This window comes from Synechococcus sp. SynAce01 (assembly GCF_001885215.1).
Lineage (GTDB): Bacteria > Cyanobacteriota > Cyanobacteriia > PCC-6307 > Cyanobiaceae > Regnicoccus > Regnicoccus frigidus.
The window spans coordinates 948,983-973,825 of record NZ_CP018091.1 but is presented as its reverse complement, the minus strand read 5'-3'; the positions used below and the strand labels follow the sequence as shown (position 1 = coordinate 973,825).

General features: G+C 63.0%; 27 protein-coding genes. 9 read left to right on the top strand and 18 right to left on the bottom strand.

What is annotated here, in order from left to right; translation table 11 throughout:
• Positions 1 to 54 precede the first annotated feature (54 nt).
• The 6 genes from BM449_RS05120 to BM449_RS05095 all read left to right on the top strand — a co-directional run bounded on the left by BM449_RS05120 (position 55) and on the right by BM449_RS05095 (position 6,366).
• Positions 55 to 1,038 carry a GTP-binding protein gene (locus BM449_RS05120; RefSeq protein ID WP_071800347.1) on the top strand — a complete coding sequence of 328 codons (984 nt, stop codon included), beginning with the start codon at positions 55 to 57 and terminating at the stop codon, positions 1,036 to 1,038.
• Positions 1,039 to 1,044: 6 nt separating this feature from the next.
• On the top strand, positions 1,045 to 2,148 hold the full coding sequence (locus tag BM449_RS05115) for a hypothetical protein (protein ID WP_083544402.1): 1,104 nt from the start codon (positions 1,045 to 1,047) through the stop codon (positions 2,146 to 2,148).
• A gap of 372 nt (positions 2,149 to 2,520) precedes the next feature.
• Positions 2,521 to 3,588, top strand: a complete 1,068-nt coding sequence (locus BM449_RS05110; RefSeq protein WP_071800345.1) for a WD40 repeat domain-containing protein — start codon at positions 2,521 to 2,523, stop codon at positions 3,586 to 3,588.
• Positions 3,589 to 3,767: 179 nt separating this feature from the next.
• Positions 3,768 to 4,691, top strand: coding sequence for a zinc ABC transporter substrate-binding protein (locus BM449_RS05105; RefSeq protein WP_233831104.1), 924 nt, complete (start codon positions 3,768 to 3,770; stop codon positions 4,689 to 4,691).
• Positions 4,692 to 4,748: 57 nt separating this feature from the next.
• Positions 4,749 to 5,486: a metal ABC transporter ATP-binding protein gene (locus tag BM449_RS05100; RefSeq protein WP_071801993.1), complete on the top strand. Its 738-nt coding sequence runs from the start codon at positions 4,749 to 4,751 to the stop codon at positions 5,484 to 5,486.
• Positions 5,479 to 6,366: a metal ABC transporter permease gene (locus BM449_RS05095; RefSeq protein ID WP_071800343.1), complete on the top strand. Its 888-nt coding sequence runs from the start codon at positions 5,479 to 5,481 to the stop codon at positions 6,364 to 6,366. The genes BM449_RS05100 and BM449_RS05095 overlap by 8 nt, the downstream gene beginning before the upstream one ends.
• 90 nt (positions 6,367 to 6,456) lie before the next feature.
• Here BM449_RS05095 and BM449_RS15355 read toward each other — a convergent pair whose 3' ends face one another.
• From BM449_RS15355 to BM449_RS05045, 11 genes are all read right to left on the bottom strand, one after another.
• A complete protein-coding gene (locus BM449_RS15355; RefSeq protein WP_233831253.1) occupies positions 6,457 to 6,681 on the bottom strand; it encodes a transposase in 225 nt (74 codons plus the stop codon).
• A gap of 174 nt (positions 6,682 to 6,855) precedes the next feature.
• Positions 6,856 to 7,224: an IS3 family transposase gene (locus tag BM449_RS15350; protein ID WP_233831101.1), complete on the bottom strand. Its 369-nt coding sequence runs from the start codon at positions 7,222 to 7,224 to the stop codon at positions 6,856 to 6,858.
• A gap of 112 nt (positions 7,225 to 7,336) precedes the next feature.
• A complete protein-coding gene (locus tag BM449_RS15345) occupies positions 7,337 to 7,624 on the bottom strand; it encodes a transposase (protein ID WP_071800342.1) in 288 nt (95 codons plus the stop codon).
• A gap of 16 nt (positions 7,625 to 7,640) precedes the next feature.
• A complete protein-coding gene (locus BM449_RS05080) occupies positions 7,641 to 8,447 on the bottom strand; it encodes an alpha/beta fold hydrolase (RefSeq protein ID WP_071800341.1) in 807 nt (268 codons plus the stop codon).
• The gene (locus BM449_RS05075; protein ID WP_311134032.1) at positions 8,444 to 9,151 is read right to left on the bottom strand and encodes a phosphoesterase; all 708 of its coding nucleotides are present in this window, start codon (positions 9,149 to 9,151) and stop codon (positions 8,444 to 8,446) included. The genes BM449_RS05080 and BM449_RS05075 overlap by 4 nt, the downstream gene beginning before the upstream one ends.
• A gap of 5 nt (positions 9,152 to 9,156) precedes the next feature.
• Positions 9,157 to 9,993 (bottom strand): metallophosphoesterase family protein, encoded by an 837-nt coding sequence (locus tag BM449_RS05070; RefSeq protein ID WP_071800339.1) that lies wholly within the window; start codon positions 9,991 to 9,993, stop codon positions 9,157 to 9,159.
• A 5-nt stretch (positions 9,994 to 9,998) separates the two neighbouring features.
• Positions 9,999 to 10,784 (bottom strand): GTP-binding protein, encoded by a 786-nt coding sequence (locus tag BM449_RS05065; RefSeq protein ID WP_071800338.1) that lies wholly within the window; start codon positions 10,782 to 10,784, stop codon positions 9,999 to 10,001.
• Positions 10,781 to 11,818, bottom strand: coding sequence for a GTP-binding protein (locus BM449_RS05060; protein WP_071800337.1), 1,038 nt, complete (start codon positions 11,816 to 11,818; stop codon positions 10,781 to 10,783). The genes BM449_RS05065 and BM449_RS05060 overlap by 4 nt, the downstream gene beginning before the upstream one ends.
• A gap of 539 nt (positions 11,819 to 12,357) precedes the next feature.
• The gene (locus BM449_RS05055) at positions 12,358 to 13,266 is read right to left on the bottom strand and encodes an oxidoreductase (protein WP_071800336.1); all 909 of its coding nucleotides are present in this window, start codon (positions 13,264 to 13,266) and stop codon (positions 12,358 to 12,360) included.
• 31 nt (positions 13,267 to 13,297) lie between these two features.
• The gene (locus BM449_RS05050; RefSeq protein ID WP_071800335.1) at positions 13,298 to 14,140 is read right to left on the bottom strand and encodes a methyltransferase domain-containing protein; all 843 of its coding nucleotides are present in this window, start codon (positions 14,138 to 14,140) and stop codon (positions 13,298 to 13,300) included.
• Positions 14,141 to 14,180: 40 nt separating this feature from the next.
• Positions 14,181 to 14,438, bottom strand: coding sequence for a hypothetical protein (locus tag BM449_RS05045; RefSeq protein ID WP_071800334.1), 258 nt, complete (start codon positions 14,436 to 14,438; stop codon positions 14,181 to 14,183).
• Positions 14,439 to 14,521: 83 nt separating this feature from the next.
• On the opposite strand from BM449_RS05045, the gene BM449_RS05040 reads away from it, so the two are divergent.
• Complete coding sequence (locus BM449_RS05040; protein ID WP_071801992.1) at positions 14,522 to 14,992, top strand: protein phosphatase; 471 nt, start codon at positions 14,522 to 14,524, stop codon at positions 14,990 to 14,992.
• Positions 14,989 to 15,630: a 2OG-Fe(II) oxygenase gene (locus tag BM449_RS05035; RefSeq protein WP_071800333.1), complete on the top strand. Its 642-nt coding sequence runs from the start codon at positions 14,989 to 14,991 to the stop codon at positions 15,628 to 15,630. Before BM449_RS05040 ends, BM449_RS05035 begins: the two co-directional genes overlap by 4 nt.
• Here the strand turns inward: BM449_RS05035 and BM449_RS05030 are convergent.
• The 4 genes from BM449_RS05030 to BM449_RS05015 all read right to left on the bottom strand — a co-directional run bounded on the left by BM449_RS05030 (position 15,606) and on the right by BM449_RS05015 (position 18,483).
• Positions 15,606 to 16,442, bottom strand: a complete 837-nt coding sequence (locus tag BM449_RS05030; RefSeq protein ID WP_071801991.1) for a DNA-binding domain-containing protein — start codon at positions 16,440 to 16,442, stop codon at positions 15,606 to 15,608. The genes BM449_RS05035 and BM449_RS05030 overlap by 25 nt on opposite strands.
• Entirely contained in the window at positions 16,415 to 17,236 is an 822-nt protein-coding gene (locus tag BM449_RS05025; RefSeq protein WP_233831097.1) for a DUF692 domain-containing protein, read from the bottom strand. Before BM449_RS05025 ends, BM449_RS05030 begins: the two co-directional genes overlap by 28 nt.
• 90 nt (positions 17,237 to 17,326) lie before the next feature.
• Positions 17,327 to 17,575 carry a DUF2282 domain-containing protein gene (locus BM449_RS05020; protein ID WP_186437639.1) on the bottom strand — a complete coding sequence of 83 codons (249 nt, stop codon included), beginning with the start codon at positions 17,573 to 17,575 and terminating at the stop codon, positions 17,327 to 17,329.
• Positions 17,576 to 17,832: 257 nt separating this feature from the next.
• Positions 17,833 to 18,483: a hypothetical protein gene (locus tag BM449_RS05015; protein WP_233831095.1), complete on the bottom strand. Its 651-nt coding sequence runs from the start codon at positions 18,481 to 18,483 to the stop codon at positions 17,833 to 17,835.
• Positions 18,484 to 18,604: 121 nt separating this feature from the next.
• Here BM449_RS05015 and BM449_RS05010 point away from each other — a divergent pair, with 121 nt between their 5' ends.
• Positions 18,605 to 21,439 (top strand): valine--tRNA ligase, encoded by a 2,835-nt coding sequence (locus BM449_RS05010; protein WP_083544401.1) that lies wholly within the window; start codon positions 18,605 to 18,607, stop codon positions 21,437 to 21,439.
• Positions 21,440 to 21,605: 166 nt separating this feature from the next.
• Here BM449_RS05010 and BM449_RS05005 read toward each other — a convergent pair whose 3' ends face one another.
• From BM449_RS05005 to BM449_RS04995, 3 genes are all read right to left on the bottom strand, one after another.
• Positions 21,606 to 23,174 (bottom strand): arylsulfatase, encoded by a 1,569-nt coding sequence (locus BM449_RS05005; RefSeq protein WP_071800330.1) that lies wholly within the window; start codon positions 23,172 to 23,174, stop codon positions 21,606 to 21,608.
• A gap of 388 nt (positions 23,175 to 23,562) precedes the next feature.
• Positions 23,563 to 24,129, bottom strand: coding sequence for a helix-turn-helix domain-containing protein (locus tag BM449_RS05000; RefSeq protein ID WP_083544400.1), 567 nt, complete (start codon positions 24,127 to 24,129; stop codon positions 23,563 to 23,565).
• Positions 24,114 to 24,827, bottom strand: coding sequence for a HipA N-terminal domain-containing protein (locus tag BM449_RS04995; RefSeq protein WP_071800329.1), 714 nt, complete (start codon positions 24,825 to 24,827; stop codon positions 24,114 to 24,116). The genes BM449_RS05000 and BM449_RS04995 overlap by 16 nt, the downstream gene beginning before the upstream one ends.
• Positions 24,828 to 24,843 lie beyond the last annotated feature (16 nt).

Below are 24,843 nucleotides of genomic sequence, written 5' to 3'. Positions count from 1 at the left end.
CTTGCTAGAACGAAAACCATTCTCACCCATGGACGCGTCGTCCTTTGCGCTCTTGTGACTTTCTCCAGTGCCGTCCCAGCCTCCGAGCGTCTGCCTGTCACCGTTTTGACGGGTTACCTCGGCGCCGGTAAAACCACGCTGCTCAACCGGATCCTCACCCACGAGCATGGCCTCAAGGTGGCGGTGATCGTCAACGAGTTCGGCGAGGTGGGAATCGACAACCAGCTGGTGATCGATGCCGATGAAGAGATCTTTGAGATGAATAACGGCTGCATCTGCTGCACCGTTCGTGGTGATCTGATCCGAATCATTGGCAACTTGATGAAGCGCCGGGATCGTTTTGATCATCTGATCATCGAGACCACGGGTCTTGCCGATCCTGCCCCAGTGATTCAGACCTTCTTCGTCGATGAAGACCTGCGCGATGAGCTCAGGCTTGATGCGGTAGTCACTTTGGTGGATCTGCACCATGTCGAGCAACACTGGGAGGCTGAGGAAGTGCAGGAGCAGTTGGCTTTTGCCGATGTCCTGGTGCTCAACAAAACTGATCTGGTTGATCCCAGCAGCCGCCAGGCGATTGAGCAGCGGGTGCGGGCGATCAACCCGATGGCCCGGCTGCTCACCAGCAGCAACGCCGATGTGCCGATCGATCAGATCCTTGGTGTGGGGGCCTTTGAGCTGGAGCGTGCCTTGAGTCTGGATCCAGGTTTTCTGGTGGACGAACACGCCCATGAACACGACGACGCGGTGAGTTCAGTGGCCTTCGTTGAGGAGCGCCCGATGGATCTGGAACGACTGAGCAAGTGGCTCTCCGACTTGGTTGCCGAGCGCGGACCCGACCTGTTCCGTATGAAGGGCCTGATCCAGCTAGCCGGCAAAGATCAGCGCTATGTCTTGCAATCGGTGCACATGTTGATTGATGGTGATTTCGACCGTTCCTGGAAAACCGGTGAACGCCGCCGCACTGAATTCGTCATTATCGGCCGCGATCTCGATACGGAAGCGTTGCGGTCCGGATTTCTCGCCTGCGTCGCCTGAGGACGGATGCCAGCACCAGCGACCTTGGTGAGCGAGCGGCTCTGCGGTGAGCTCCAACAGGCGATCACAACGCTGAGCTGGTCGAGGGATGGCGAATTCCTGGCCATCGCCAGTGCCGGCGGCGAGTTGCTGTTCTTGGATTTCAGGGCCGGCTTTGAGGAGCTGCTCCAAGGAGATCGCGATGTCAGCCTCGATTCCATTGGCTTCAGTGCCGATGGACAGTTCCTGATGGCGGTGGGTCAGGCCGGTGAGCTGCTGCTCTGGGAACTGGGTGGCAGTGGTATCCGGCCGATGGCCCTTGAGCCATTGCCCTTGGGAGCCGGTTGGCTCGATGCGGCGCTGTGGCAACCCGATGGACTGCTCCTGGCGGTCGCCGCTGGTCGTCAGGTGCGCCTCTGGGATGGAGCCAAGCGTCAATGGCGCCCTGACACGCTCAGTCTTCCCGGCAGCGTGCAGGCCCTGAGTTGGAGCCCTGACGGGCTGCAGCTGGCTGCTAGTTGTCATAAGGAAGTCGCCATCTGGCGTCCAACAACGCCGCTGGCTGATGAGCCCTGGCGAGCACCCACAGGCTCCGCTGGCCTCGCCTTGGCCTTCTCGCCCATGGGCGGATTGCTGGCCAGCGGCCAAATGGATCGTTCGCTGCTGTTATGGCCTGCGGTCGGCCATGTTCGCCCCTGGCAGTTCAGTGGCTTTCCGGCCAAGGTGCGGGCCCTGGCCTGGAGTGATCAGTCCAGCCGATTCGCACCACCGCTGGCCGTCGCCTCTGGAGACAGCGTCGTTCTCTGGAGACAACAGGACAAAAGCTCACAGGGTTGGAAGCCCGAACCCCTGATCTGGCATCAGAAACGTGTCACCGCCCTGGCCTTCGCACCGGGCCGCCCCCTGCTGGCCAGTGCCTCGGCCGATGGCACGGTGGGGCTCTGGGATGGCCGCGGGCGCCTGCGCCAGCCCCTGGAGGGCGAGGGCCAGGGGTTCAATGCCCTTGCCTGGCGGCCCGACGGGCGGCACTTGGCCGCCGGCGGGGATCAGGGCCGCTGGTGGCTTTGGCCGATGAACATTCCCCAAGGCAGCGCAGGCAGAGCGCCAACCAGTGGAAAGGGTTTTCGCTGACAACCTGATGGCGGCTGAACTCCGCCTCACACGATGGCCGTGGGGCCCTCCCTCTGGCAGGAACGCGCCGCTATGCCCGCCGCCAGACCGAACCAGACATGCAATCGATTCTGTGAGAACGATTCTCATTTATTCATGTGGAGCCCATGCTGCTGCCCTTTGCCCCAAGGCTCTGGCGTCTGCCGATGACCTCGGGCGCGCAGGAATCTTCCGGGCAGCACCCCTGAGAGCACGAGCCCCCAGCGGAGGAGCAAGCATGCTTCGAGCAGATGCAGGGTGGGCTGCTGCGCCACCAGGCCTGGCTGCTCTCAGTGGGGTTGCTTCTGGAGTGGTCCACCGGTGATGGTTGAACGCTCACCTACTGGCTCGCCGATGGCCCAAGGTCCAGTGACGCAGCGACTGCGCGGCAGGGTTCAGGGCTGCATCACCGGATTGGCCTGGGCGCCCCATGCAGCCCAGCTCGGGATTGCCAGCGCCGAAGGAGAGCTGATCCTGGTGGACTTTCAGGCCGGCGTGGATTGGCCCCTTCGCGACGCCAACGATGCAGACAGTCGGGGCTTTGACGCCATGGGATTCTCCAGCTGTGGCAACTGGCTGGCGGCTGCCGGAGAGGGCGGGGTTGTTTCGCTCTGGCGCCTGGATGGTGATCTGCCCCAACGGATGTCGGTGCCTCCGGTGGGGGGCTGGATCGATCAACTGGCCTGGCAGCCGGGTGGTGCGCTGCTGGCAGTGGCGCGGGGCGCAGAGATCTGGATCTGGAACCGCGACGATCAGGCCTGGCTGCCGCCGCTGCGCAGTCCAGGCTCTGCCGTCATGGCCCTGAGCTGGAGTCCATTGGGTGATCAGCTGGCTGCGGGCACGGGGCAGGGGGTGTGTATCTGGGCCCTGCCGCTGGCCTCAGCGCAAGTTGCAGGGCCCCTACAGCTGGAAACGGGCTCGGCGGTGTTGCAACTGGTGTGGGGCGTCGATCCACCTTGGCTAGTGGCGGGCTTGATAGACCGGCGCGTGGTGCTTTGGCGGGATCTGCAGCGACCCTTGCTCGGCGTCGGTGACTTACTGGGAAAGATTCATGCCATTGATTTGGCGCGGTTACCCAGCGGGCAGCAGGGACTACTGGTCGCTGCGGCGGAGGCCGCGGTCCTGTGGTCCGGCCCAGAAGACGACCTCGAGTCCTGGAACGCCGTGCTGCTCCCCTGGCATCAGGATCGGATCACGGCACTGGCTTTTGGCACAGCTCAGGTGCCGATCGTGACGGCTTCGCGCGATGGCACAGCAGCGCTGTGGACGGAAGCCGGATCGCTGCTCCAAGTGCTCGACCTGGATGGTCAGGGGCTAAGCCGTGTGGTCTGGCGCTCTGACGGTCAGGCCCTCGCCGCTGGCGGAGACGAGGGAGCTTGGGTGATGTGGCCGCTCACCTCCAGTGAGGTGCCTGACGCCTGAATAGCGGGACCCGCTCATGCGGGGAAGGTGGACTCCGCTACTATGGGAACGATTCTCATTCTGGTTTTGGTTCTGGTTGTTGCGGCGTTCGTTGCGATGCCTCCTGTTGCTGGGTTTTCCTTTTTTCTCCCTGAATCTTGATGAGCGTTCTCTTTTCCTCTCTGCGACGTACGGGGCTGTTGGGACTGGCTCTTGTCCTGGTGTCCTGCGGAGCCCCGCAACAGGCCAATGACGCCAGTTCCGGTGGCAAGGGCTTCAAGGTGATGACCACCTTCCTGCCGATCACCCTGTTCACGAAGGCGGTGGCTGGTGATTGCGCTGAAGTCACTGCCCTGATTCCGCCTAACACGGGCCCCCACGACTTCCAGGCCAAGCCGGGTGATCTGGCAGCGCTACGCGAGGCTCGCGTGCTTGTGAAGAACGGTCTGGATATGGAGGCCTTCCTCGACAAGCTTGTGAGCTCAGTCGGTAACAGCCAGCTGGTGGTGATCGACTCCAGCCGCGGGGTGGCCACAATTGATTCGCCGCAGGAGCAGGGCCACAGCCAGGAGAACGATCAAGCCCACGGCCATGCCCACGGCGAGGTGAATCCCCACATCTGGCTTGATCCGCTGCGGGCGGTGCAGCAGGTGGAAAACATTCGGGACGGGCTGACGAAGGCCGATCCGAGCTGTTCTGAGGGCTATCGCCGCAATGCGGAGGCCTACACCACCCAGCTCAGAAGTCTCAACACTGAGTTAGCAGGCCAGCTCAAGCCCTTCCAGGGCAAGACCTTCGTGGCCTTCCACGATTTCGCCCCCTACTTCGCCGAGCGCTTCGGCCTTAAGGCGGAGTACTTGGTGGACGTGCCCGAGATGAATCCCACCCCCGCCGATCTGCAGCGGGTGAGCGAGATCGTGGAGCGCACCCAGTTGCGGGCCCTGCTCACTGAACCCCAGGAGGGGAACCGCTCCTTCAACGCGCTGGCCAGGGATCTTGGAGTGAAGATCAGCGTGTTTGACCCCCTGGAAACCGGCAGTGAGGAAGCATCGCGGGACCCGGGTACCTACTTCACCGTGATGCGCCGCAATGGGGCCGATTTGCTCTCGGCTTTCGGTGGCTGAACCTTGAAGGCTGAGCCGGTGCTACGGGTTGAAGGCCTCACCGTGAGGCGCGACGGGATGCTGGCCGTTGATGGGGTGTCCTTTGAGTTGCCCAGCGAAAGCGATACCGCACTGGTGGGGCCCAACGGCGCTGGTAAGAGCACTTTGGTGGCAGCCCTGCTCGGTCTGCTGCCCCACCAGGGAGGCACGGTGCAGATCCTCGGCCAGCGGCTTGGCCCGCTGGGCCAGCTGCCCCGTTCCGTGCGCGCTCAGATCGCCTACGTGCCCCAGGCCCTCAGCTTGCAAGGGCAGTTTCCGCTCTCGGTGGCGGAGTTCGTGGGTTTTGGGTTTGATCCGCCGGGTCCAACGCTGCCTTGGCGTGGTGGCGAACGTCGGCGCCAGGCGGTGCGCCGCTCCCTGGTGCGTACTGGCTGCGGCGATCTGGGAGATCGGTTGCTCAGCGAGCTGTCCGGAGGGCAACTCAAGCGGGTGCTGCTGTCCTTCTGTGTGGTGCGGCCTCGTCGGTTGCTGGTGCTCGATGAGGCTGAGGCCGGCTTGGATGCACCCTCCGCGGCACAGTTCCAGCTGCTGTTGCTGGAGCTTCGTCGTCAGGAGGGCTGGACTGTCTTGCATGTGTCCCACGATCTGGACATGGTGCGACGCAGCTGCAATCAGGTTCTGTGTCTGAACCGACGGCTGTGTTGCAGTGGGTCGCCAGACCATGCCCTCAGTCCGTCGCGTCTGAGCGAGCTTTACGGACCCAACATGGTGCCCTACCGGCATCATCACGAGCGCAGCGGCAGCCTTCATGATTGAGGTGGGAGCCCTGGGTACTGTTCTGGCGCAGCCGTTCATGCAGCGGGCCCTGATCGGCGGTCTGCTCACAGGCGCACTCGGAGGCTTATTAGGCAGCTTTGCCGTGTTGCGTCAGCTGTCTTTTTTCAGTGATGCGCTTGGCCACTCGGCCCTCCTGGGCATCAGTTTGGGGATCCTCCTGGGCCTCAACCCCACCTTGGTGCTGATCCCCTTTGCGGTGGGATTTGCCCTGCTGGTGAACCTGCTGGTGGAGCGCAGCCGCCTGCCCACCGATGCCTTGCTCAACATCGTCTATTCCACTTCCTTGGCCTTTGCGGTGGTGGCGCTGAGCCTGGTGAAGTCCTACCGGGGTGGAATCCAGCAGCTTCTTTTCGGTGACATCCTCGGCATCAGCTGGTTGGATCTGGGGGTGATCGGGGCGTTGTTACTTGGTGCTCTGGTGTATTTGGCCCTGAGCCTGCGAGCTCAGGTGTTGCTGACCCTCAATGGCGATCTGGCAGGAGCCTTCGGCGTCCAAGGCCTTGTCCACCGCCTCTCCTTCATCGTGCTGTTGGCGGTCGTGGTGGCCGTGTCAATTAAGGCGGTGGGTGTGCTGCTGATCAGTGCCTTCGTGGTGATTCCCGCGTGTGCCGGCCGGTTGTTGAGCCGTAGATTTTCGATCTATGTGACCACATCGGCTGTGCTGGGTGGAGGCTGCGCCGTCATCGGCCTGCTCAGCTCGGGGATCACCAACCTGCCCTCTGGCCCCTGTGTGGTGATCGTGCAGTTCGCCGGCTTCCTGCTGGCGCTTTTGATCAGCCAGTTCCGCCCGTGGTCTCCAGCAGTTGTTGGGCCAGCAGACCGCCGAACTCCTGATGCAAGCCCAAGCGCCCGGCGATGACCGTGACTTGATCGGCGTCTTGTGCCAAGGCCTGCATCTGGAGTCGTGAGCGGGGAGGTGCTTCGTCAGCCAGCATGAGGTGGATGGCTTTTATTGGACAGATCTGGCCCCTGACATCGTTAACCTCGGGCGGGAGGGACAGGGTTCAATTTGATTGTAGACCTCATTGGGAGTTTTGCTACCCAATGAGCTATGGGGTCTTACATGGCAGTACCTCCATAGGAATCGGGACAAGCTGATTTCAGCTTCCCAGCCATCGCTGTAGGCGCGCAGGTACACCTCCTCATATTTGACTGTCCTCCATAGTCTCTCCACCAGGATGTTGTCGTAGCAGCGCCCTCTACCAGACCAGCTGATCTTGATCTCCTCTGTCTTGAGCCTTGCCACGAAGTCACCGGAGGTGAACTGACACCCCTGATCGGAGTGGAAGATCTGTGGCTTTCGCCCAACGGTAAGAGCAATTCCAAGGCCTCCAGGCAGAATTCCATGTCAAGGCTGTTGGAAAGTTTCCAGCTGAGCACGTGCCGGAGAACAGATCCACAACGGCCACCAGGTAGAGAAGCCCTTCCGCAATGGGATATAGGTGATATCCGTTGCCCAAACCTGATCCACTTCCGTGACCTCCTTGAGGTCCACCAGGCATGGAAAGCGCTCCGATGGCTCACCTGGCACTGTGGTGCGTGGCTTCTGGTAGATGGCCCGTAAACCCATGCGGCGCATGAGGTTTCGGACACGGTCACGGCTGATCGGGATCCCTTCTCTGGCCAGGTAGTCCACCATCCGGCGGCTGCCGCTGCAGGGATCCTCCAAATACAGCGCATCGATCCTGGCCATGATCCGCAGCGTCGATTCACGCACCGGTGTGGGCCGGTAGTAGAGCGTGGATCGTGGCAGCCCCAGCAGCTCACACTGCCGGGTGATGCTGATCTCAGGGTGATCGTGGTCGACCAGCTTGCGCAGTTCACGGGCATCACAGCAGCTGAGACTTTTTTTTAAGCCACTCCAGTTCCATCTGGAGCCGACCGATCTGCTGGAACAGCTCCGCCTCCTTGGCCTGTACTTCCTCGTTGGCGTTGCTCTTCTTGCCTCGGGTGAACAGATCGCTGGCGCCCTCCAGCATCTGCTTCTTCCACTGGCTCACCTGGATCGGGTGGATCGCGTGATCAGCGGCAATCTCCTGGAGCGTCTTGCGGCCACTGATCGCCTCCATGGCGACTCTGGCCTTGAACTCTGGGCTGTGGGTACGGCGTTTGCTCATGGCTGGGAGCCCCTTTTCAAGGGCAGTGCCCCGCCTCAGAGGTTAACGATGGGGCCTGTCCAGAAAAGCCAGACCACCTCAGCACGACATGAAGAGGGCACTTCAGCAACGTCGCCTGTTGCCGCCACCACCTGCCATGTGTGGCGGCATCCAGTCCACCGCTGACAAACGCAGCACTCGCGTAGCGCGCACCGGGTTGACGGGCGATGCTCTGCTGCTCAAATATTCGCGCCTGCGTCAGCAGCGCAGGATTCATCCACACGTGGCGTCGCAGCATCACCTGCAGCACGGGTCGGCTGGTATTGAGCCAGTAGAGCGCTGGTCCGATCAAGGGCGCTGCCAGCAGCTGTCGCAACCAGCCAAAGCTCTGGGGTGACCAGCCAGTCATGGTGGGCAGGGGGCCGCGCCAGGTCGGTGCAACCGCTATGAGTCCTTGCCACTGATTCGAGCACTCCGCCGCCAGGGAGAGGGCCAGGCTGGCACTGTGTCCGGCAGCAACCACCGTGACCGGTTGGGAGTGGTGGCTAGCGAGATGGTCCAACACGCCTTGGAGCACGAAGCGCTGCAGCGATGCGTCGTAGTCCATCGGCGGCCGATCACTCTCACCGAAACCGAGCCAGTCAAAGCTCACCAGCTGGCGTTGATCCCCGACCGCCTCTACAAACGCCAGCCATTCGCTTCGGCTCGAAACCGTGCTCAGGGCAGGTAGGAGCAGCCAAAGGGGTGCGGCTGCTGGTCCGCGGCGCTCCAGCACGACGGTGAGCTGGTGCCCCGCCAGATTGAGACGTAGCCGTTCAACCTCTCCAGCAAAGGCTCTGCTCATGCAAAACCTCGCTGAGCGACGACCTGCTGGAAAAAGACCTGATCGGATCCGGGATTGTAGAGGCAGTAAGTGCTGGGCCCTGCCGTTGGGCCCGGGTTCACGCAGCCCACGCCGATCACCTTGCGGGCCGGTACGGATTGGTGATGCTCCTCCACGCCAGCGAGGTGCTGGAGGTTGGAATCGAGGCCGCCGCTGAGCTCCACACAGAATTGCTCCCCGCTTCGGCCGGTGAACAGTCGATTGACATCCATCCGTGTGAGGCGATCGAGCAGTAACAGTGGTGAGCTGTCGCTGGAGAGGCTGTCGCTCACATCGGCGGAGCTTCCGTGCAGGAGGGCGCAGTCAAGCTCCCTAAAGCCGAATGGCAGGTTGGCCAGCCAGGCCATATCGGCTTGATCCACCGCGTTCAGCAGTGATTCCACGGCAGCCTCCCCTTGCGCCGCCCGCAACCCATCGGCGCGGCTGCGCCCGCGGTATCCCCACTCCGCCAGGAGCTGTTCATCCCACCAGCCGACGACACACTGGGGTTGCAACTCCCCCCGTCGTGGGTTCCGGAGTCGTTCCAGCAGGGCATGACAGCTTGGGTCAGGGCCCACCAGATCGCCCAGAATGAACAGAGTGCTCACTCGCTCACGCCGAAGATCCCTGAGCACGGCCTCATAGGCCTTCAGGTTTCCGCGCAGTCCACTCAAAAGTGCCCACATCGCCATCAACGCTCACAAACGTGAGCAGCGTCGTCGGCCCGCTCGGCGTACTCGAATCCATGGCGAAGCCGCCAAGAGAAGATGGGCGGAAGTCCCGCATTCAGGATGGCCTGGCAGGTGCGCTCCACGTCGTAGCTCACTTCACGGATCTCTACCGCGTCATGGTCTTCGTCGACAGTGATGTACGTGGCCTTGGTGCTGCCGTGCCGTGGTTCGCCTACCGACCCCGCATTGATGAGGCGGCGAAGCGGTAGATCGAGCTGATGCTCGCTGCTCGCGAGATTGGAACTTGAGGTTGCGGCGCCAGCAGGTTTCTGAACCCGCACCCGGATGGAGCCATGGTTCAACCTGCGCACATAGGGGCGATGGGTGTGGCCACAGAGCAAGGTGTCGGCCTCCGCAGAATCGACTCGCTCCAGGGCCGTGAAAGCATTCATGTCAGGCAGGAGATATTCGTGCTGACTGTTGGGGCTGCCATGCACAAACAACAGGCGCCCACGGCGTAGCGAAAAAGGAAGGCCTGCCAGAAAGTCTCGGTTTTCAGCCTTGAGCTGGGACGCTGTCCAATGGTGTGCCAGCTGCCCACGTCGTTCGGCCAGTTGGGAGGGATAGCTGCAATCGCAGGCATCGAGCCCCTCGATGATGTCCTCATCCCAGCAGCCCTGGCAGCTGGGAATGCCCCGCTCACGTACCAGCTCCACCACCTCATTGGGTTGGGGGCCATAGCCAACCAGATCACCCAGGCAGATGATGGTGTCAAGACCCAACTGATCAATGTCGGCCAACACCGCCTCCACGGCGGCCAGGTTGGCGTGCAAGCAGGAGAGAACGGCGATAGCCATGGGTGTCAAGGCGATGGGGTCGGCAGTTGTTGCTGTTGGCGCAAGGGCCCCTGCTGCAGCTCCAGAGCCGCGTCGCTGAGCAGGCAGTCGTTGATCGTGTTTTGTATCTGGTTCAGCTGAAGTTGCTTCCCTTGCACGACCAATCGCGACAACCGCGTTGGACGTCCATGTGGTGATTCCAGCTCCAGCAAGGGTAGAAATTGGGACCCCTCCTGGCTCACGATCCAGTTGAACAGGAAGCCGCGGCCGTCAGGCAGGTTGACATGGGCCTTGGCGCGGAAAATATCGCCGTAGGCTCCATTCACCAGCTCAAACCAGAAGCTGCTCAGACTGTCTGGATCCCACACCGCACCATTGAGCGGCAGGCTGTGGTGCTCAAGAGCGCTGAATTCGAGGGTGTCCTGCTGGGGCAATTCGTTATCACGGCCAAAATGCAGATGACACTGAGGCATCAGCTGCAGGGCCGCCAGCTGGGGGATCAGGCGTCGATCGATCCCGGCCAATCCGCTCTCCGCTGGGTGGTGAAACTGTGGTATCTCAAGGCAGGCCAGCAGATTGGTGGCGTGTGAAGCCAGGCTGACGTCTTGGTCAGCGAGATCCATCAGTTCCGGGCATTGATCGCACAGAAAGGCCTGGTCGAGGCCGCCATCCTCAGCGTGTTGCAGGCCTTCATCCGCAAATCCGGGAAGGCGGAGGTAGCCGCAAGGCCCAAGGTGGGCCTGAAAATGTTTCAGGATCCAGGCCGTCTTGCCACAGCCTGGAGGTCCGGAGATCAGCAGGATCTGGCTCATCGTTCTGCCAAACAGGCCTCGAGCTGCGCCTTTAGGCCGGCCTGATCAATGTCTTTGCCGATCGCTACCACCTTGGTGTGCCGAGGGCTGCCTTGCGGCCAGTCGGAATCATCAATCGTGAAGCGTTTGCCGCAGAGGTGAAACAGGTGGCGGCGGTTGCTCTCGCGAAACCAGAGCACCCCCTTGGCTCGAAACACGTTGGCCGGCAGCTGCTTGTCGAGAAAGTGTTGAAAGCGGCGTAGATCAAAGGGAGCATCTGCCGCTAGAGACACTGAACGGAATCCCTCCAGCTCAGGCGTGTGGGCGTCTGCGTGGTTGTGCACATGGTCGTGCGATTGATGGTGGTTGTGTTGGTGATCTTGGCCGTGATGGACGTGGTGGTCGTGATCCTTTCTGAGCGCTTCCTGGTCTTGGAGCGCCACCAATAGATCCGTTTCGAACAGGCCCACACTCAGCAGCATTGACAGGGGCACATCGCCATGGCTGGCATGCAGGATGCGGGCATCGGGCTTGATCTCCCTCAGGCGAGCCTCCACGGCCACTAGCCGTTCGGCATCGACAAGGTCACATTTGTTGAGTACAAGGATGTCGCCGTACACAACTTGAGCCCTGGCAATCGGGCTCTTCTCAACAAAAGCGCCATCAAAATGCTCGGCATCGATCAAGGTGATGATCGAATCCAAACGGAGCAAATCGCGAAACTCACCAGCCATGAAGGTGAGGGCCACCGGTAGCGGATCGGCCAATCCGGTGGTCTCCACCACGATGAAATCCGGCGGATCAGGGCGCTCCAGAACGCGCTGAACCGCCTCTTGCAGCTCACCGTTGATTGAACAACAAATGCAGCCGTTACTGAGCTCCACCATGTTGTCGCTGGTGGTCACCACCAGTTCGTTGTCGATGCCAACCTCGCCGAATTCATTGACTAATACAGCACTGCGCACACCCTTCTGGTTGCTGAGAATGTGGTTGAGGAGCGTGGTCTTGCCGGCACCGAGAAAGCCGGTGAGCACGGTGACGGGCACAGGGACCATGAGATCGCGATCATCGGCCTGAGAACGATTCTCATACTACATCTATCGGGCTGAATTTTGTATGGCGGTATCCGATGGCGACACGGCGCCAAGCGACCACCCCTTCACAGGCTTGGTTGAATGCAGGGGCCGCTAGCGGAGCCGCCGCTGTGGCAAGCCTGCTTCTGCTCTCTTCTCTGGGCAGGTCTGAGGAGCGCGACAGCAATCCGGAACCGTGTGGCCAGTCCATCGATGTCTGACTCCAAAAGACAGGAGCCGGCCATCACGACCTGTTCCCCTGATCCCGTCGGAAGGGTGGCTGAGCGCTGGCTGTCATGGTCCGCGGTTCCGCCCGATGCGCTGGGAGCGCAAGCATCAGCGGCTGGAGATCAGCACCCCAGCCCACGGCCAAGCATGGCTATCAATCCGAATCCTGAACCGATAACCAACCCTTCTCCAGTGAGCCATTGCCAGCCAAGGCGTTAGCCCTTGATGGATCAACAGGGCTCAGCCCGCTTGCTTTCTGCAAAGGTGATCCTCGGCATGTTCATCTCCCTTGCTCAACCAACAGCCGTGAGCGCTTCGCTGACCTCCCAGAGCTGGCGGCGGGTCTCTGCGTTCAGGGCCTTTGGTGCCACCCGGCAGGCCCGCGGCCAGCCGCGCATTCCCCCCAGTTGGTCGGGGCCGAAGTGCTCGCCGCCCTTGGCCTCCGCTGCTGTGGCGGCATGGAGCTGGGGCAGGGCGCCCATCGCCGCGCTCTGGAAGAGGGGATCCATCAGCCGGTAGGCCAGGCCCTCCAGCTTCGAGCCGTTGGCGGCCACTGACGCCGGCTGCAGGTTGGTGCGGGCCAGGCCGGGGTGGGCGGCCAGGGAGATCGCCGGGCTGCCGGCTGCCTGCAGCCGCTCCTGCAGTTCGAGGGCGAACATCACGTTGGCCAGCTTGCTCTGGCTGTAGGCCGCCCAACGGTCGTAGTGGCTTTCGCCCATCAGGTCATCGAAGGGGAGGCGACCGAAGAACTGGGCGCCTGAGGTGACCGTGACCACCCGGGCTCCGGGCCGCTCGGCCAGCAGCGGCAACAGGGCCGTGGTGAGGGCGAAGTGGCCCAGGTGGTTGGTGCCGAATTGCAGCTCGAAGCCATCGTGGGTGAGCTGCCGCGGCGTGCCCATCACACCAGCGTTGTTGATCAGCAGGTCGAGGCGACCGTATTGCTCGGCCAGCCAACGGGCCCCGGCACGCACGCTGGCCAAGTCGGCTAAATCGAGCATCAACACCTCCAGCCCGCCGGTGGCGGCTGGCAGCAGCTCATCACGGGCCGCCTCCCCCTTGCGGCGGGAGCGGCAGGCCAGCACCACGGTGGCGCCATGGCCGGCCAGGGCCCGGGCCGATTCAAACCCGAGCCCGCTGTTGGCTCCAGTGATCAGGGCGATCCGGCCGGTCTGATCGGGGATGTCGGCGGTGGTCCAGGGCATCGGCTTGTGGCGCGCTAACAGGTCAGGGCCTTCATCGTGTCGCCTGAAGTTCCATCACCGTGGGCCCCATCCAGTAAGCCCCGGGATCCTGGCTGGCCGCGGCGATCTCGGCGCTGGCGGCAGCGGCGGCGGTTGGCGTCCAGAACCCCTGGCGGATCAGCTGCTGGCCATAGACATCCACGAAGCTCTCCAGCCAGTTCGCCACGGCATCCCCAGCATCCCCAGGGCTCCCCAGGAGCGGCAATGGCCGCAGGGCATCAATGCGGAACCCCCGCGCCGCCAGCAGCGACGGCAGCCGGCGGTTCACATCGGGATCGCCGCCGGCGGCACGAAAACTGGCCAGGGCGGCGGCACCGAAACGGCGGACCGCGTCGCCATCGGGGTGGAGCCCGAAGGTGCTCCAGTGCACGTATTCGTGAAACAACACCCGTGCCCCCGGTTTCAAGGTGGCGGCGAGCTGGTCGAGCAGGGGCTCAAGCGACGGCAGAAACATCGCCACCCAGCGGCACCAGACAAGGTCGAAGCCCTCCTGCGGCAGTGGATCAGAGCAGAGGTCATGGCGGCGGACTTCCAGCTGGGCCAGGCCCGCTTCGGCCGCCGCCCGTCGGGCGGCCTCCCCGTAGGAGGGGCTGAGCTCCAGGGCCAGAACCCGGCCGCCGGCTCCCACCTGGCGGGCGAGCTCCAGGCTGACGAATCCCGGACCTGCCCCCAGATCAAGCACCCGTTCACCTGCCGCCAGACCGGCCCTGCCCCAGGCTTCCTGGGCGGAGGAAAGCCAGAGCGCGTGCTGCTGGCTCAGGCGCTGCTGTTCGGCGGCGTCGGTGCCGAGCACATAGGTGCCGGTGGCCTGCGAATCAGGCTGGGAAGCGGCCATCGGCGTGGATGGGTCGTGCTCGGCGTTCAGCCCTTGCGGCTCATTCTTCAGGGAACAGCAGGTCGGCGAGTTCGTCGGCATCGACGTCGTAGACCCGGGCGAGGCTGGTTTCGATCGCGGAAGTGACTTCGCCGGGCAGGAAGCGCATGGCGTTGAGGGCGTCCTCGGCGATGTCGTCGGTGAGCAGTTTCTCCTCCCCGCCAAGCTTCTCGTCATTGATCACTGCCATGACCCAGCTCTGGTAGGCGTAGACCAGGTCTGCGAACTCCAGTTCGGGATCGTTGAGGTCGAGGCCCATGGGTCTGTCAGGTTCAAGCCCTCACAGTTTGGCCCCCGATGGGTGGGTCAGTCTCGCTTCATCCGAAATGCTTGGTTGAGCTGATGTCCCCTGCACCGCCGGTTCCCGCCGCCGCCAGCCTCCAGGCCGGTCTGTTCGAATTCGCCATTGCCGAGCTGGTGCGCCAGCACCGGGGCAGCTTCGCTCCCCTGTGGACCACCGAGAGCTGGGCCAAGCTGATGATCTGGCTGGCCCTCAACAGCGGCGGCAGCGGCGATCGCAGCGGCCTCGAAAGCTTCGCCGCCGCCCTGGGGCCTGCGTTGGCGGGTCGGATGCGGCGGCTGTTCTTTGAGCGTGAGCTCGACGGCCTCGGCCTGAAGCTGCTGGCCGACCCTGCCGACCCCCAGGTGCTGGTGCTGCCACTGGCGTCCGAAGCGGGCGACGGCCAGCCCCTTGATCTCGAGCGGGTGGCGGCAGCCCTGGCCGCCGCCGGTCTGGAGGGCCGGGTGAGTGAACGCGGCCGCTGGCAGAAGCTGGAGGCCCTGGTGGCTGTGCCCTGGCGAGACGATCCATGAACCTGATTGCCACGTATCAAAACAACGGCTTCACGGCCCTGGCCGATGGGGTGATGGCCTTTTTTGATCACCGCAGCGACCTGCAGCGCCCAGGTGTGGCCTTCGGCCCTGAGGTTGGTCCCGAAGCTGAGTCAGCCAGCCTTCCCGCGAAGGTGTCCACTGACATCAGCCTGGTGGAGATCGACCGCAGCGATCCAGAGGCCTTCGCCTTAGCCGAGGTGATCCTGCGCGGCGTGAACGCCGGCCTCAGCCAATACCTCAAGGAGAGGCCGCTGCTGCGCCAGTGCTGCCCCGAGCAGAGCCTGTTCGTGAACCCGATCTTCAACCTGCAGCGCTATGCCCCTAGGGAAGGCTTTCGCCAGTGGCACTGCGACTGGACCCTCAGCGATGAAGCCACCGAACCCCACGCCCGCGTCCTGGCCTGGATTCTCTACTGCAACTCCCTGCCCGAGGGGGGCACCGAGTTCCATTGGCAGGGACACCACGAGGAAGCGGAGCGGGGCAAGCTGGCGATTTTCCCTGCCGGGGTGTCGCACATCCACCGGGGTCGGGTAAGCGAGGAACACAGCAAAACCATCGCCACCGGCTGGATCAATGCCGGCCGGCTGGAGGACTACGTCAAACGGCTGGCGGCCTGAGGCATGGCGTTGCCCAGCACAAACGAGCGCACCCAGCCGCGCTGCACAAAGACCGGCAGCAACACGGCGGGCTCCACAGGGATCGCCCCCTGATCGAGCTCGCTGCAGAGCTGGCCAAAGGCCGTTCTGGCGGCAAAGCCCTCCAGCAGCCGCCATTCGTCAGGGTTCGGCAGGTCAATCCGGGTTTCAACCCCATCTCTCCAGATGAAGAGATTCACACTCCCCTCATCGAGGTCAATGGTCTCTGAATCCGTGGCGTCGGCCTGATTGGCCTGCCAGATCCGATGCACAGGGAAGTCGGATTGCATCAGCACACTGGATTGAGGCAGTTGGAACACCAACCGCTCCCATTGCCCAGGCGCCACCTGGGCTAGGGCCGTCAGGTCGATGCCGCCCTCATCTGCAGCGTTGAAGGCCCGGTGCCAGTGCCACTCCAGTTGCGCCACATCGGCGAGATAGGGCAATGGGTTTGCAGGCGGAAAGGTCTGAAGGAAGACCGGCAGATCACCGCCATAGTCCCCCAGATCGGGCGAGGTTGACGCGTTCTGCATTACGTACGTCTCGGCCAGGCCGCCGAAGAAGGCCGCGCCCACCAAACGGTGACAGACGGGATAGATCTCCTCCAGGCAACGGATGAGCTTGCCTTTCACGCTGCCCTTGTAGGCCGCAATCCCCTGCCGCACGCTGAGGCTGCCGGAGCAATGCAGCTGCGGCTCCAGGGCTTCCAGGCAGGCCGGATCACCGCCAGGGCTGATCGCCCCATGGAACAGCCGTTGCAGGCGGATCAGGTCGTTGGGAGCTGGCGTTGGCATCGGCATTGCTCGGCTTTGTGGGCTTCGGCCTGGAGCACGTCAAAGCTGGGGATGTCGGTGTCCCATTCGATCAGGGTGGGCACCGGGCCAAAGCGTTCCAGGGCCCGCTCGTATAACGCCCACACACCAGGCTGCACCGGCTTTCCATGGGTATCGAAGAGAAAGGATCCCTGCTGCTCATAGCCGGCCAGGTGTATCTCTTTGACGCGATCAATCGAGATCGCCGCCAGATACTCCATGGGATCAAAGCCGTGATTCATGGCATTGACATAGATATTGTTGACATCGAGCAGCAGATCACAGTCAGCCTTTTCGGCCAATGCGGCGAGAAATTGCCATTCGCTGAGGTCGTTGCCAGCAAACTGCAGATAGGGCGACAGGTTTTCGATCAGGATGCGCCGGCCCAGAAATTCCTGCACCTGCTGGATTCGATCGGCAACATAAGTGAGAACGGAATCGGTGTAGGGCAGCGGGGCGAGATCGTTGAAGTAGTGGCCGCCGCTTGACACCCAGGCCAGGTGGTCGGACACGTAGACGGGCTCAATCCGATCGGCCAGGGCTTTCAAACGATGCAGGTAGGCCCAGTTGAGCGCATCGGCGGAGCCAATCGACAGGCCGACCCCATGCAGGGTGAGGGGATAGCGCTCCCGGATGGCGGTGAGATGCCACAACGGCAGGCCGCCGCCGAGATAGTTGTCCGAGAGGGCCTCGAACCAGGGGATGGCTGGGGTTGTGCTGAGGATGGGGGCATAGTGCTGGGAGCGCAGGCCCAGGCCCACTCCGTGCAGAGTCATGGCGCTTGGTTGGTTCATTGGGTTGCCAGTCTTGGCCGATGGACCTATCGGGATGGTTGGCCTCAACCCGATAGGCACTGGCACCTGGGTTCAGCTGGCTTTCTTGATCGTTCCTCCAACAATCTTCTTGCAAGTGCCCTTGGGCACGTACACCCACTCTTCGGGATCACCCGAAACCTTCGCTTCTCCTGCGCAGCTGTGCTTGCTGGTGCCGCAGTCATTCATGCCCGCTTTGGCGATGCCGGCGCATTTCTCCATGCCGGCTTTGCCCGCGAGGGCCTCACCGGCGGTGGCGCCCACCAGGCCGAGGGCCAGAACGCCTGAGAGGGCGGCGTTCATGGCTGTTTTGGCTGTTGCAGATGTCATGCTCGAAGACCTCCAGCGGGAGGTGGCGAAGTGTCAGTTCTGGGCGGCGCAAGCATCGGGATGATGGCCGACCGTTGGACATACCGATGACGGCGGCGAACGGATTGGCGCCGTTGCAATATTGCGTGGAAACCCTGACGGCGTTTTTATTCTGAGATTTTGTTTCGAGATTTCACCTTGAGATTTTGGCCTCAGAAGGTTGCCACCTGCAGGGCAGCCTCTGGTGGCCCTCAGCCGGGCCAAAGGAACGTATTGAAGCGCCGTGTACCCAGGCTGTTTTGATATCCGAGGGTGTTTTTAGTTGACAAGCTCACCACGGCCCCGAGCCGATCAGCCGTTTTGACGCATTGTTGAAATGTCTGGGCTGTGTAGCACTGCACGTCAAGCTGGTTGCAGCCGCCGGGAGGCAAAAGCGCAACCTGGAAGGGCTGGATGCTGCAAAAAATTGGCTTGGTGTAGAGCTGGCGAAGTCGATAAAAGTCGGCCCGGGTGTAATTGGCAAAAAAGTGATCATCCACCTGGATGCCATCCCCATGGCGGGCTTCATTCACCAGGTCTGGAATACTCATGGACCGGTATTGCGGTGATTGCACCCAGACCACGGGCATCAGCCCTTGTTGACGGGCCTCCTGGGCAACGTGCTGTTGAACGGGATCAGCGACGTTCCGGTAATCCAGAAACACCACGCGATAGCGAGCCGCGCGCATCCGGGCCAGGGTCTGGGTGATGGTATTGGTTGAGGTGTAAAACCAGATCTGTGGTTTGGATAGCCACGTGCCGTTTGGTGCTGCATCTGCCGCCAGCGGTAGCAGGGCAAGCCCTGCTGCGGTGAGGCGGGAGGCGATGGAGATGAGCTGTCTAGCGATTCTGCGTACCAACAAGAATCAATTCCAGGCTTGTGTGTTCAGCAGTGCATCCAGTGCTAGGGCTTGAGGCAGGTTTCCGCTTCAACGCTACTGAGCCCCCCTTTGAGAGCATGGGCTGATCTCCCCAACCCCTGCCGTGACCGAGGCCCTGCCCAAGACCTACGACCCGGCCGGCACCGAAGCCCGCTGGCAGGCGGCCTGGGAAGCCGCCGGCGCCTTCCACCCCGATCCCAACGCGCCCGGCGAGCCGTTCAGCGTGGTGATCCCGCCGCCGAATGTGACCGGCAGCCTGCACATGGGCCACGGCTTCGAGACGGCCCTGATCGACACGATCGTGCGCTTCCAGCGTTTGCAGGGGAAGAACGTGCTTTGCCTGCCCGGCACTGACCACGCCTCGATTGCGGTGCAGTCGATCCTGGAGAAGCAGATCAAGGCGGAAGGCGGCAGCAAGGACGACCTCGGCCGCGATGCCTTCCTGGAGCGCGCCTGGGCCTGGAAGGCAGGCAGCGGCGGCACGATCGTGGGTCAGCTGCGCCGGCTGGGCTACTCGGTGGACTGGAAGCGTGAGCGCTTCACCCTCGATCCGGGCCTGAACAAAGCGGTGGTGGAGGCCTTCGTGCGCCTGCACGAGCAGGGCCTGATCTATCGGGGCGAATACCTGGTGAATTGGTGTCCGGCTTCGGGATCGGCGGTGAGCGATCTCGAGGTGGAAATGAAGGAGCTCGACGGCCACCTCTGGCACTTCCGCTACCCGCTCAGCAACGGGGCCGCCCGTGATGGCCTCGATCACCTGGTGGTGGCCACCACCCGCCCTGAAACCCTGCTGGGCGACACCGGCGTGGCCGTGCACCCCACTGACCCGCGCTATGCGGCCTTAGTCGGCAAGACGATCACCCTGCCGCTGGTGGGCCGCGAGATCCCGATCGTGGCCGATGAGCACGTGGATCCAGCCTTCGGCACCGGCTGCGTCAAGGTCACCCCCGCCCACGACCCCAACGACTTCGCCATCGGCGCCCGCCACGGCCTGCCGTCCATCACGGTGATGGCCAAGGACGGCACCATGAACGCCGCCGCGGGCCGCTTCGCCGGGCTGGATCGCTTCGAGGCGCGCACGGCTGTGGTAGCGGCGATGGAAGCCGAAGGCTTCCTGGTGAAGGTGGAGCCCCATCGCCACAGCGTGCCGTTTTCGGATCGCGGCAAGGTGCCGGTGGAGCCGCTGCTCTCCACCCAATGGTTCGCCAAGGCTGAGCCGCTGGCGGCCCGCTGCCGCGAGGCCCTCGATGGCGGAGCGCCCCGCTTCGTGCCGCAGCGTTGGCAGAAGGTCTACCGCGACTGGCTCACTGACATCCGCGACTGGTGCATCAGCCGCCAGCTCTGGTGGGGCCACCGCATCCCCGCCTGGTTCGTGGTGAGTGAAACCGGCGGTGTGATCAGCGACGCCACTCCTTATGTGGTGGCCCGCGACGCGGCCGAAGCCCGCGCCAAGGCCGAGGCGCAGTTCGGTGCGGCCAGCGCGGCGGCGGGGCGGCAGCTCCACTTGGAGCAGGACCCCGACGTGCTCGACACCTGGTTTTCCAGCGGCCTCTGGCCCTTCTCCACCCTGGGCTGGCCCGATGAGGGCGCCGCCGATCTGGCCACCTGGTATCCCACCAGCGTGCTGGTGACCGGCTTCGACATCATCTTTTTCTGGGTGGCGCGGATGACGATGCTGGCCGGGGCCCTGGCGCCACCAGCCAGCGATGAGAAACCGGAAGAGAAAGCGTGGATGCCCTTCGCCGATGTGATGATCCACGGCCTGGTGCGCGATGAGAACAACCGCAAGATGAGCAAATCGGCGGGCAACGGCATCGACCCGCTGCCGCTGATCGAGCGCTACGGCGCCGATGCCCTGCGCTTCGCCCTGGTGCGCGAGGTGGCCGGCGCCGGCCAGGACATCCGCCTCGACTACGACCGCAGCACCGGCAGTTCCGCCACGGTGGAGGGCGCGCGCAACTTCGCCAACAAGCTCTGGAACGCCACCCGCTTCGCGCTGATGAACCTGGGCGGCGAAACGCCCGCCTCCCTCGGCGCCCCCGATCCTGCGGCGCTCACCCTCGCCGACCGCTGGATCCTCTCCCGCCTGGCCCGCGTCAACCAGGACACCGCCCAGCGCTATGCCAGCTACGGCCTCGGCGAAGCGGCCAAGGGGCTCTACGAGTTCGCCTGGAATGAGGTGTGCGACTGGACGATCGAGCTGCTCAAGCGCCGCCTCAATCCCCGTCCCGCCACGGAAGGCGCCGCGCTCAGCCCTGAGGCCCTCGCCGATCAGCGCGTAGCGCGGCAAGTGCTGGCCAAGGTGCTCGCCGAGCTAATGGTGCTGCTGCACCCGCTGATGCCGCACCTGAGTGAGGAGCTCTGGCATGGCCTCACCGGTGAGCCTGAGGGCACCTTTTTGGCCCTGCAGCCCTGGCCAGCCGTGGATCAGGCCTCCCTCGATGCCTCCTTGGAGGCGTCGTTTGCGGAGTTGATCGAGGCGATCCGGGTGGTGCGCAACCTGCGCGCTGTGGCTGGCCTCAAGCCCTCACAGCCGGCGCCGGTGGTGTTCATCACCGGCCGTCCAGAGCTGGCGGCAGTGCTGCGCCAGGCCAGCGGCGACATCACCGCCCTCACTCGGGCGGCGTCGGTGGAGGTGCGCGAGCCGGCTGGCTCGGGCGACGCGGCGGCGGGCGAACGCTGCCTGGCGGCCGTGAGCGGCGAACTTCAGGTGCTGCTGCCGATCGAGGGCCTGGTGGATCTGGGTGCCCTGCGCGGGCGCCTGGAGAAAGACATCGCCAAGGCCGAGAAGGAGATCAAGGGGCTGGCCGGCCGCCTCGCCAACCCCAATTTCGCCGGCAAGGCCCCCCCCGAGGTGGTGGCCGAGTGCCGCGCCAACCTGGCCGAGGCCGAAGCCCAGGCGGCGCTGGCGCGGGGAAGGCTTGAGGGTTTGGCCTAAGCGTTGTTCCCGCCGCCGGCCGAGGGATGGAGACAGCGTCGGACGCGATCCCAATCGCCCTCGGTTACCACCCTGCGTGCCAGTCCATCAGGCTCACAAGCATGGTGTGGTGCTCCAGCGGGGCGTTGCTCGTTACCTCGAGCGCTGAATCGTCAGCAGTTCTGACCTAGTTTCCGGTGGGCAATGGGATTTTTATCCCTTCCTTCGCCAGCATGTCGCGGACATGCTGGAAACGTTCATATTGGGTGAGGGTAATGGGGCCGGAATATCCCTCGCTCTGCATCTTGCGCGGTGGATATTGGACATAGGTTTTCATCAACTCTTTAACCGCTTCACCGACGGTGACCAACATCCAGGTGCGTTCGGTGTAGTTATTCATGAAGATGTCATAGCGCTCCTGTGGGTCTTGCCATAGGTCAAACAGCTGGGGCACCACCGCGACATAACTCTCGGCCCCCTTCCAGCCGAGGTTGGAGTCCACAGCCAGGCCTCCAGTCGTGGCGCCATCGTCACCCCGCAGGTTGAAGACGGCCTTGTAATTGTTGACCCGGACCGCACCTGGAGTGAGTTCGTTCTCGGTGAAGTAAAACCATGACTTGCGCTCACACTTGCCGCTGCCCAGCAACACCGGAGACATGTCATAGCTGTCGAAGGTGGTCGGTTCTCCCTCGCGGTCGACGGTAGGAAGCGACACCCCTGCAAAGGAGGCAAAGGTGGCCATCAGATCAAGGCCGCCCAGAATATCGTGGTTCTTGACGCCGGCACCGATCTTCCCGGGCCACCAAGCAATGGCGGGGACCCGATTGCCTCCCTCACGCACCGTCCCCTTCGTGCCTCGGAACGGGGTGTAGCCGGCGTCGGGATAAACATCCTGCCAGGCCCCGTTGTCCGTCGTCCAGAAGATCAACGTATCTTCTTCCAGGCCAAGCTCCCGCACCTTGTCCATAATCGCCCCAACCCTGGCATCGAGCTCGACGATTGAGTCGGCGTACTTGCTCTTGGAGGGGGATTGATGGATGAAGTCAGGATGGGGCAAGTTGGGCTGGTGCACCTTCATGAAGTTGACGCTGAGGAAGAAGGGCTGGTCGTCCTTGGCCGCTTCATCAAGGAACTCAGTCGCCGCTTTTTCAACATAGCCATCGAAAAAGGGAATCCCGACAACGCCTTGCTCAGGTGTATCAACATACTGACCATTGATTTTGAAGTCTTCCTTGGCTTCTTCACCGGCCTTTCCCGAAAGTGACCCTTTGGTCACCTTTTGGAACGTGCTACGCAGTTCTGGATCCATATCCGGGAACCAGGTGGGGTCGGCATAGGTATAGGCATTCAGGTGATAAAGGCCGACATACTTCATCTCGTCATAGCCCTGGGCATTGGGCAGCGCATAATCGGCTTCACCCAGATGCCATTTACCCGTGAAAAAGGTGCGGTAGTCGGCCTGTTTCAGCACAGAGGCCAGGGTCCACTCCGCTGCCGGCAAACCGCCGCCCTGACCCTGGAACGCCACAGTGGTCATGCCGCTGCGGTTGGGGATTCGACCCGTGACCATGGCCGCCCGTCCTGGCGTGCAACTCGGTTGGGCATAAAAGGAGAAGAAGGTCATCCCTTCAGCTGCCAGCCGATCAAAATGTGGGGTTGGCATGCCGCGCCCCTCGCCGCCGCCGTAAGGGCCAAGATCGCCATAGCCTGTGTCATCTGTCACAAGCAGAATGATGTTTGGCTTCTTGTTCGGCATTGGCTAGGACCTCCAAAGAATGGTGATGGATTATCAGGAATCCAACCCAATGATAACTCTGATCACGTCTTTGCGGTTGTCTTGCGGGTTGGCTATTTTTTCTCTTGATCCTGCTTGCCAGGGCTCTGGCCCTAACGCTCGAACGAGAAGATCTGTTTCCGGTCGTTCTACATGCTGATGCGGAGCCATAAGCATACTCGCGCTTGGCATCATCGTGCCGCACGATCATCGCTAAGTTGGCGTCTCCCCCTGCCTTGGTGTATTTGAGCATCTGCTGATCAGGGCCAAGGACGTGGGCACTCGCGAGGTGCGGGAGATCGCGACGCACCTCAGGTCAACATCGGGGCCGGTGAACGGTGTCGGAAGGCCGCTCACCGAAGAGCTCGGCTTACTGCCGGGAGAAGTGGCCAGGGTTGAGGAAGCCCCATTCCGCGGCGAAGGCACGGATCTTCGTCTGGCTTGGATCGGCCCGCAGTAGTTCCTGCCGGATGCCGTGCAGGCGATGAAGCCGCAGGTAGGTCATCGGACCCATCCCCAGGTGCTCCCGGAATCCCTGAATCAGGCTCCGCCGGCTGGTGTGCACCTCGCGGCAGAGGGCCTCCAGGTGAATGGGCTGTCTGGGATGGGCTTCCATCCACCGCTGGGCCGCCTTCACCAGCCCGATCCGCGAAGGGGCCCGGGGTAGGCCATCCCTGGCATGTCCGCCATGGATCAGGGCTTCCAGCACCAGAGGGATCAGATCGTTGCTCAGCAGCTCCTCGAAACCCGCCACCTGCTGCAGGGTGGGATCGGCCTCGACAGTCGCGAAGAGCTGGCGCAGGTAGCGCCGCAACCGCGCAAACCGGCCTGAATCCAGGGTGAGCCAGTTGCGGGGCAGCACCTGCTCCAGCACGGAGCAGCCGAGCCGGTCGGCCCGATGGAGGAACTCCTGCCGATGGATCAGCAGCAGGGCCATGTCGCACTGGCCAAAAAACGTGCGCAGATCTTCTGCAGCTGAGGATTGGGCCAGACAGGCACTGATCGCCACCAGGCCAGGTCCACCTTGGTTTTCGTATTTCGCTTCTGGCGGGGTTCCGGTGACCTGGCAGAAATCTTCCGTTGCCCACCGTTCCCATCGGCAGCTTGAACAGGTGGGTGGTGGAGCAGGGCCGTCTTCTCTTGAGCCCCAGCCACGGAGAGCCGCAGCTCCTCTGCTGCTGGGCCGCTGGATCCAGGCAGCGGTGGGGCTACGACACCTCGCAGCACCTGCCCGATCTCCTGCTCGGACAGCGGGGTCGCCTCGATGCGATCAAGCCCGCTGGGTTCTTCATCGAGTGGCAGCACTTGCACCGCCCCGGCGCAATCGCGGCCCACTGCGGTGAGCAGATCGAAGGCGCTGGAGCTGGCGGCCTGAAAGCGTCGCTGAACGCGCTGGCGAATCGCGCTGCTATCAGGCAGCAGATTCTCGAACCAGCTTTCCACCGCTGCGCCCTGCAGGGCGTTCGTACCCAGGCCCGCTGGCAACGACAACGACAGAGGGCGGAACTGGCTTGAGCCCATCCAGCTCTCTGCGTAGCGAAACTCCTGGCCTCCCCTGCTGGGCAGCGCCCAGGTGCCAACCCGCTCCCCGTTCATCCAGACCGCCAGCTCGCGGCTGTGCCTCGGGCACCCCATCACCACTCCGCCGTGT

What these genes read in the sequence shown, in the direction of transcription:
- BM449_RS05065 (WP_071800338.1), bottom strand. Translation starts at nt 10,784, where the DNA reads ATGAGCCAGATCCTGCTGATCTCCGGACCTCCAGGCTGTGGCAAGACG.
- BM449_RS15345 (WP_071800342.1), bottom strand. Translation starts at nt 7,624, where the DNA reads ATGAGCAAACGCCGTACCCACAGCCCAGAGTTCAAGGCCAGAGTCGCC.
- BM449_RS05005 (WP_071800330.1), bottom strand. Translation starts at nt 23,174, where the DNA reads ATGCCGAACAAGAAGCCAAACATCATTCTGCTTGTGACAGATGACACA.
- BM449_RS05050 (WP_071800335.1), bottom strand. Translation starts at nt 14,140, where the DNA reads ATGGCCGCTTCCCAGCCTGATTCGCAGGCCACCGGCACCTATGTGCTC.
- BM449_RS05025 (WP_233831097.1), bottom strand. Translation starts at nt 17,236, where the DNA reads ATGACTCTGCACGGAGTGGGCCTGGGCCTGCGCTCCCAGCACTATGCC.
- BM449_RS05035 (WP_071800333.1), top strand. Translation starts at nt 14,989, where the DNA reads ATGAACCTGATTGCCACGTATCAAAACAACGGCTTCACGGCCCTGGCC.
- BM449_RS05110 (WP_071800345.1), top strand. Translation starts at nt 2,521, where the DNA reads ATGGCCCAAGGTCCAGTGACGCAGCGACTGCGCGGCAGGGTTCAGGGC.
- BM449_RS05070 (WP_071800339.1), bottom strand. Translation starts at nt 9,993, where the DNA reads ATGGCTATCGCCGTTCTCTCCTGCTTGCACGCCAACCTGGCCGCCGTG.
- BM449_RS05040 (WP_071801992.1), top strand. Translation starts at nt 14,522, where the DNA reads ATGTCCCCTGCACCGCCGGTTCCCGCCGCCGCCAGCCTCCAGGCCGGT.
- BM449_RS05045 (WP_071800334.1), bottom strand. Translation starts at nt 14,438, where the DNA reads ATGGGCCTCGACCTCAACGATCCCGAACTGGAGTTCGCAGACCTGGTC.
- BM449_RS05020 (WP_186437639.1), bottom strand. Translation starts at nt 17,575, where the DNA reads ATGAACGCCGCCCTCTCAGGCGTTCTGGCCCTCGGCCTGGTGGGCGCC.
- BM449_RS05055 (WP_071800336.1), bottom strand. Translation starts at nt 13,266, where the DNA reads ATGCCCTGGACCACCGCCGACATCCCCGATCAGACCGGCCGGATCGCC.
- BM449_RS05115 (WP_083544402.1), top strand. Translation starts at nt 1,045, where the DNA reads ATGCCAGCACCAGCGACCTTGGTGAGCGAGCGGCTCTGCGGTGAGCTC.
- BM449_RS05100 (WP_071801993.1), top strand. Translation starts at nt 4,749, where the DNA reads ATGCTGGCCGTTGATGGGGTGTCCTTTGAGTTGCCCAGCGAAAGCGAT.
- BM449_RS05030 (WP_071801991.1), bottom strand. Translation starts at nt 16,442, where the DNA reads ATGCCAACGCCAGCTCCCAACGACCTGATCCGCCTGCAACGGCTGTTC.
- BM449_RS05095 (WP_071800343.1), top strand. Translation starts at nt 5,479, where the DNA reads ATGATTGAGGTGGGAGCCCTGGGTACTGTTCTGGCGCAGCCGTTCATG.
- BM449_RS05080 (WP_071800341.1), bottom strand. Translation starts at nt 8,447, where the DNA reads ATGAGCAGAGCCTTTGCTGGAGAGGTTGAACGGCTACGTCTCAATCTG.
- BM449_RS05000 (WP_083544400.1), bottom strand. Translation starts at nt 24,129, where the DNA reads ATGGCCCTGCTGCTGATCCATCGGCAGGAGTTCCTCCATCGGGCCGAC.
- BM449_RS05075 (WP_311134032.1), bottom strand. Translation starts at nt 9,151, where the DNA reads ATGTGGGCACTTTTGAGTGGACTGCGCGGAAACCTGAAGGCCTATGAG.
- BM449_RS05060 (WP_071800337.1), bottom strand. Translation starts at nt 11,818, where the DNA reads ATGGTCCCTGTGCCCGTCACCGTGCTCACCGGCTTTCTCGGTGCCGGC.
- BM449_RS04995 (WP_071800329.1), bottom strand. Translation starts at nt 24,827, where the DNA reads ATGGGGTGCCCGAGGCACAGCCGCGAGCTGGCGGTCTGGATGAACGGG.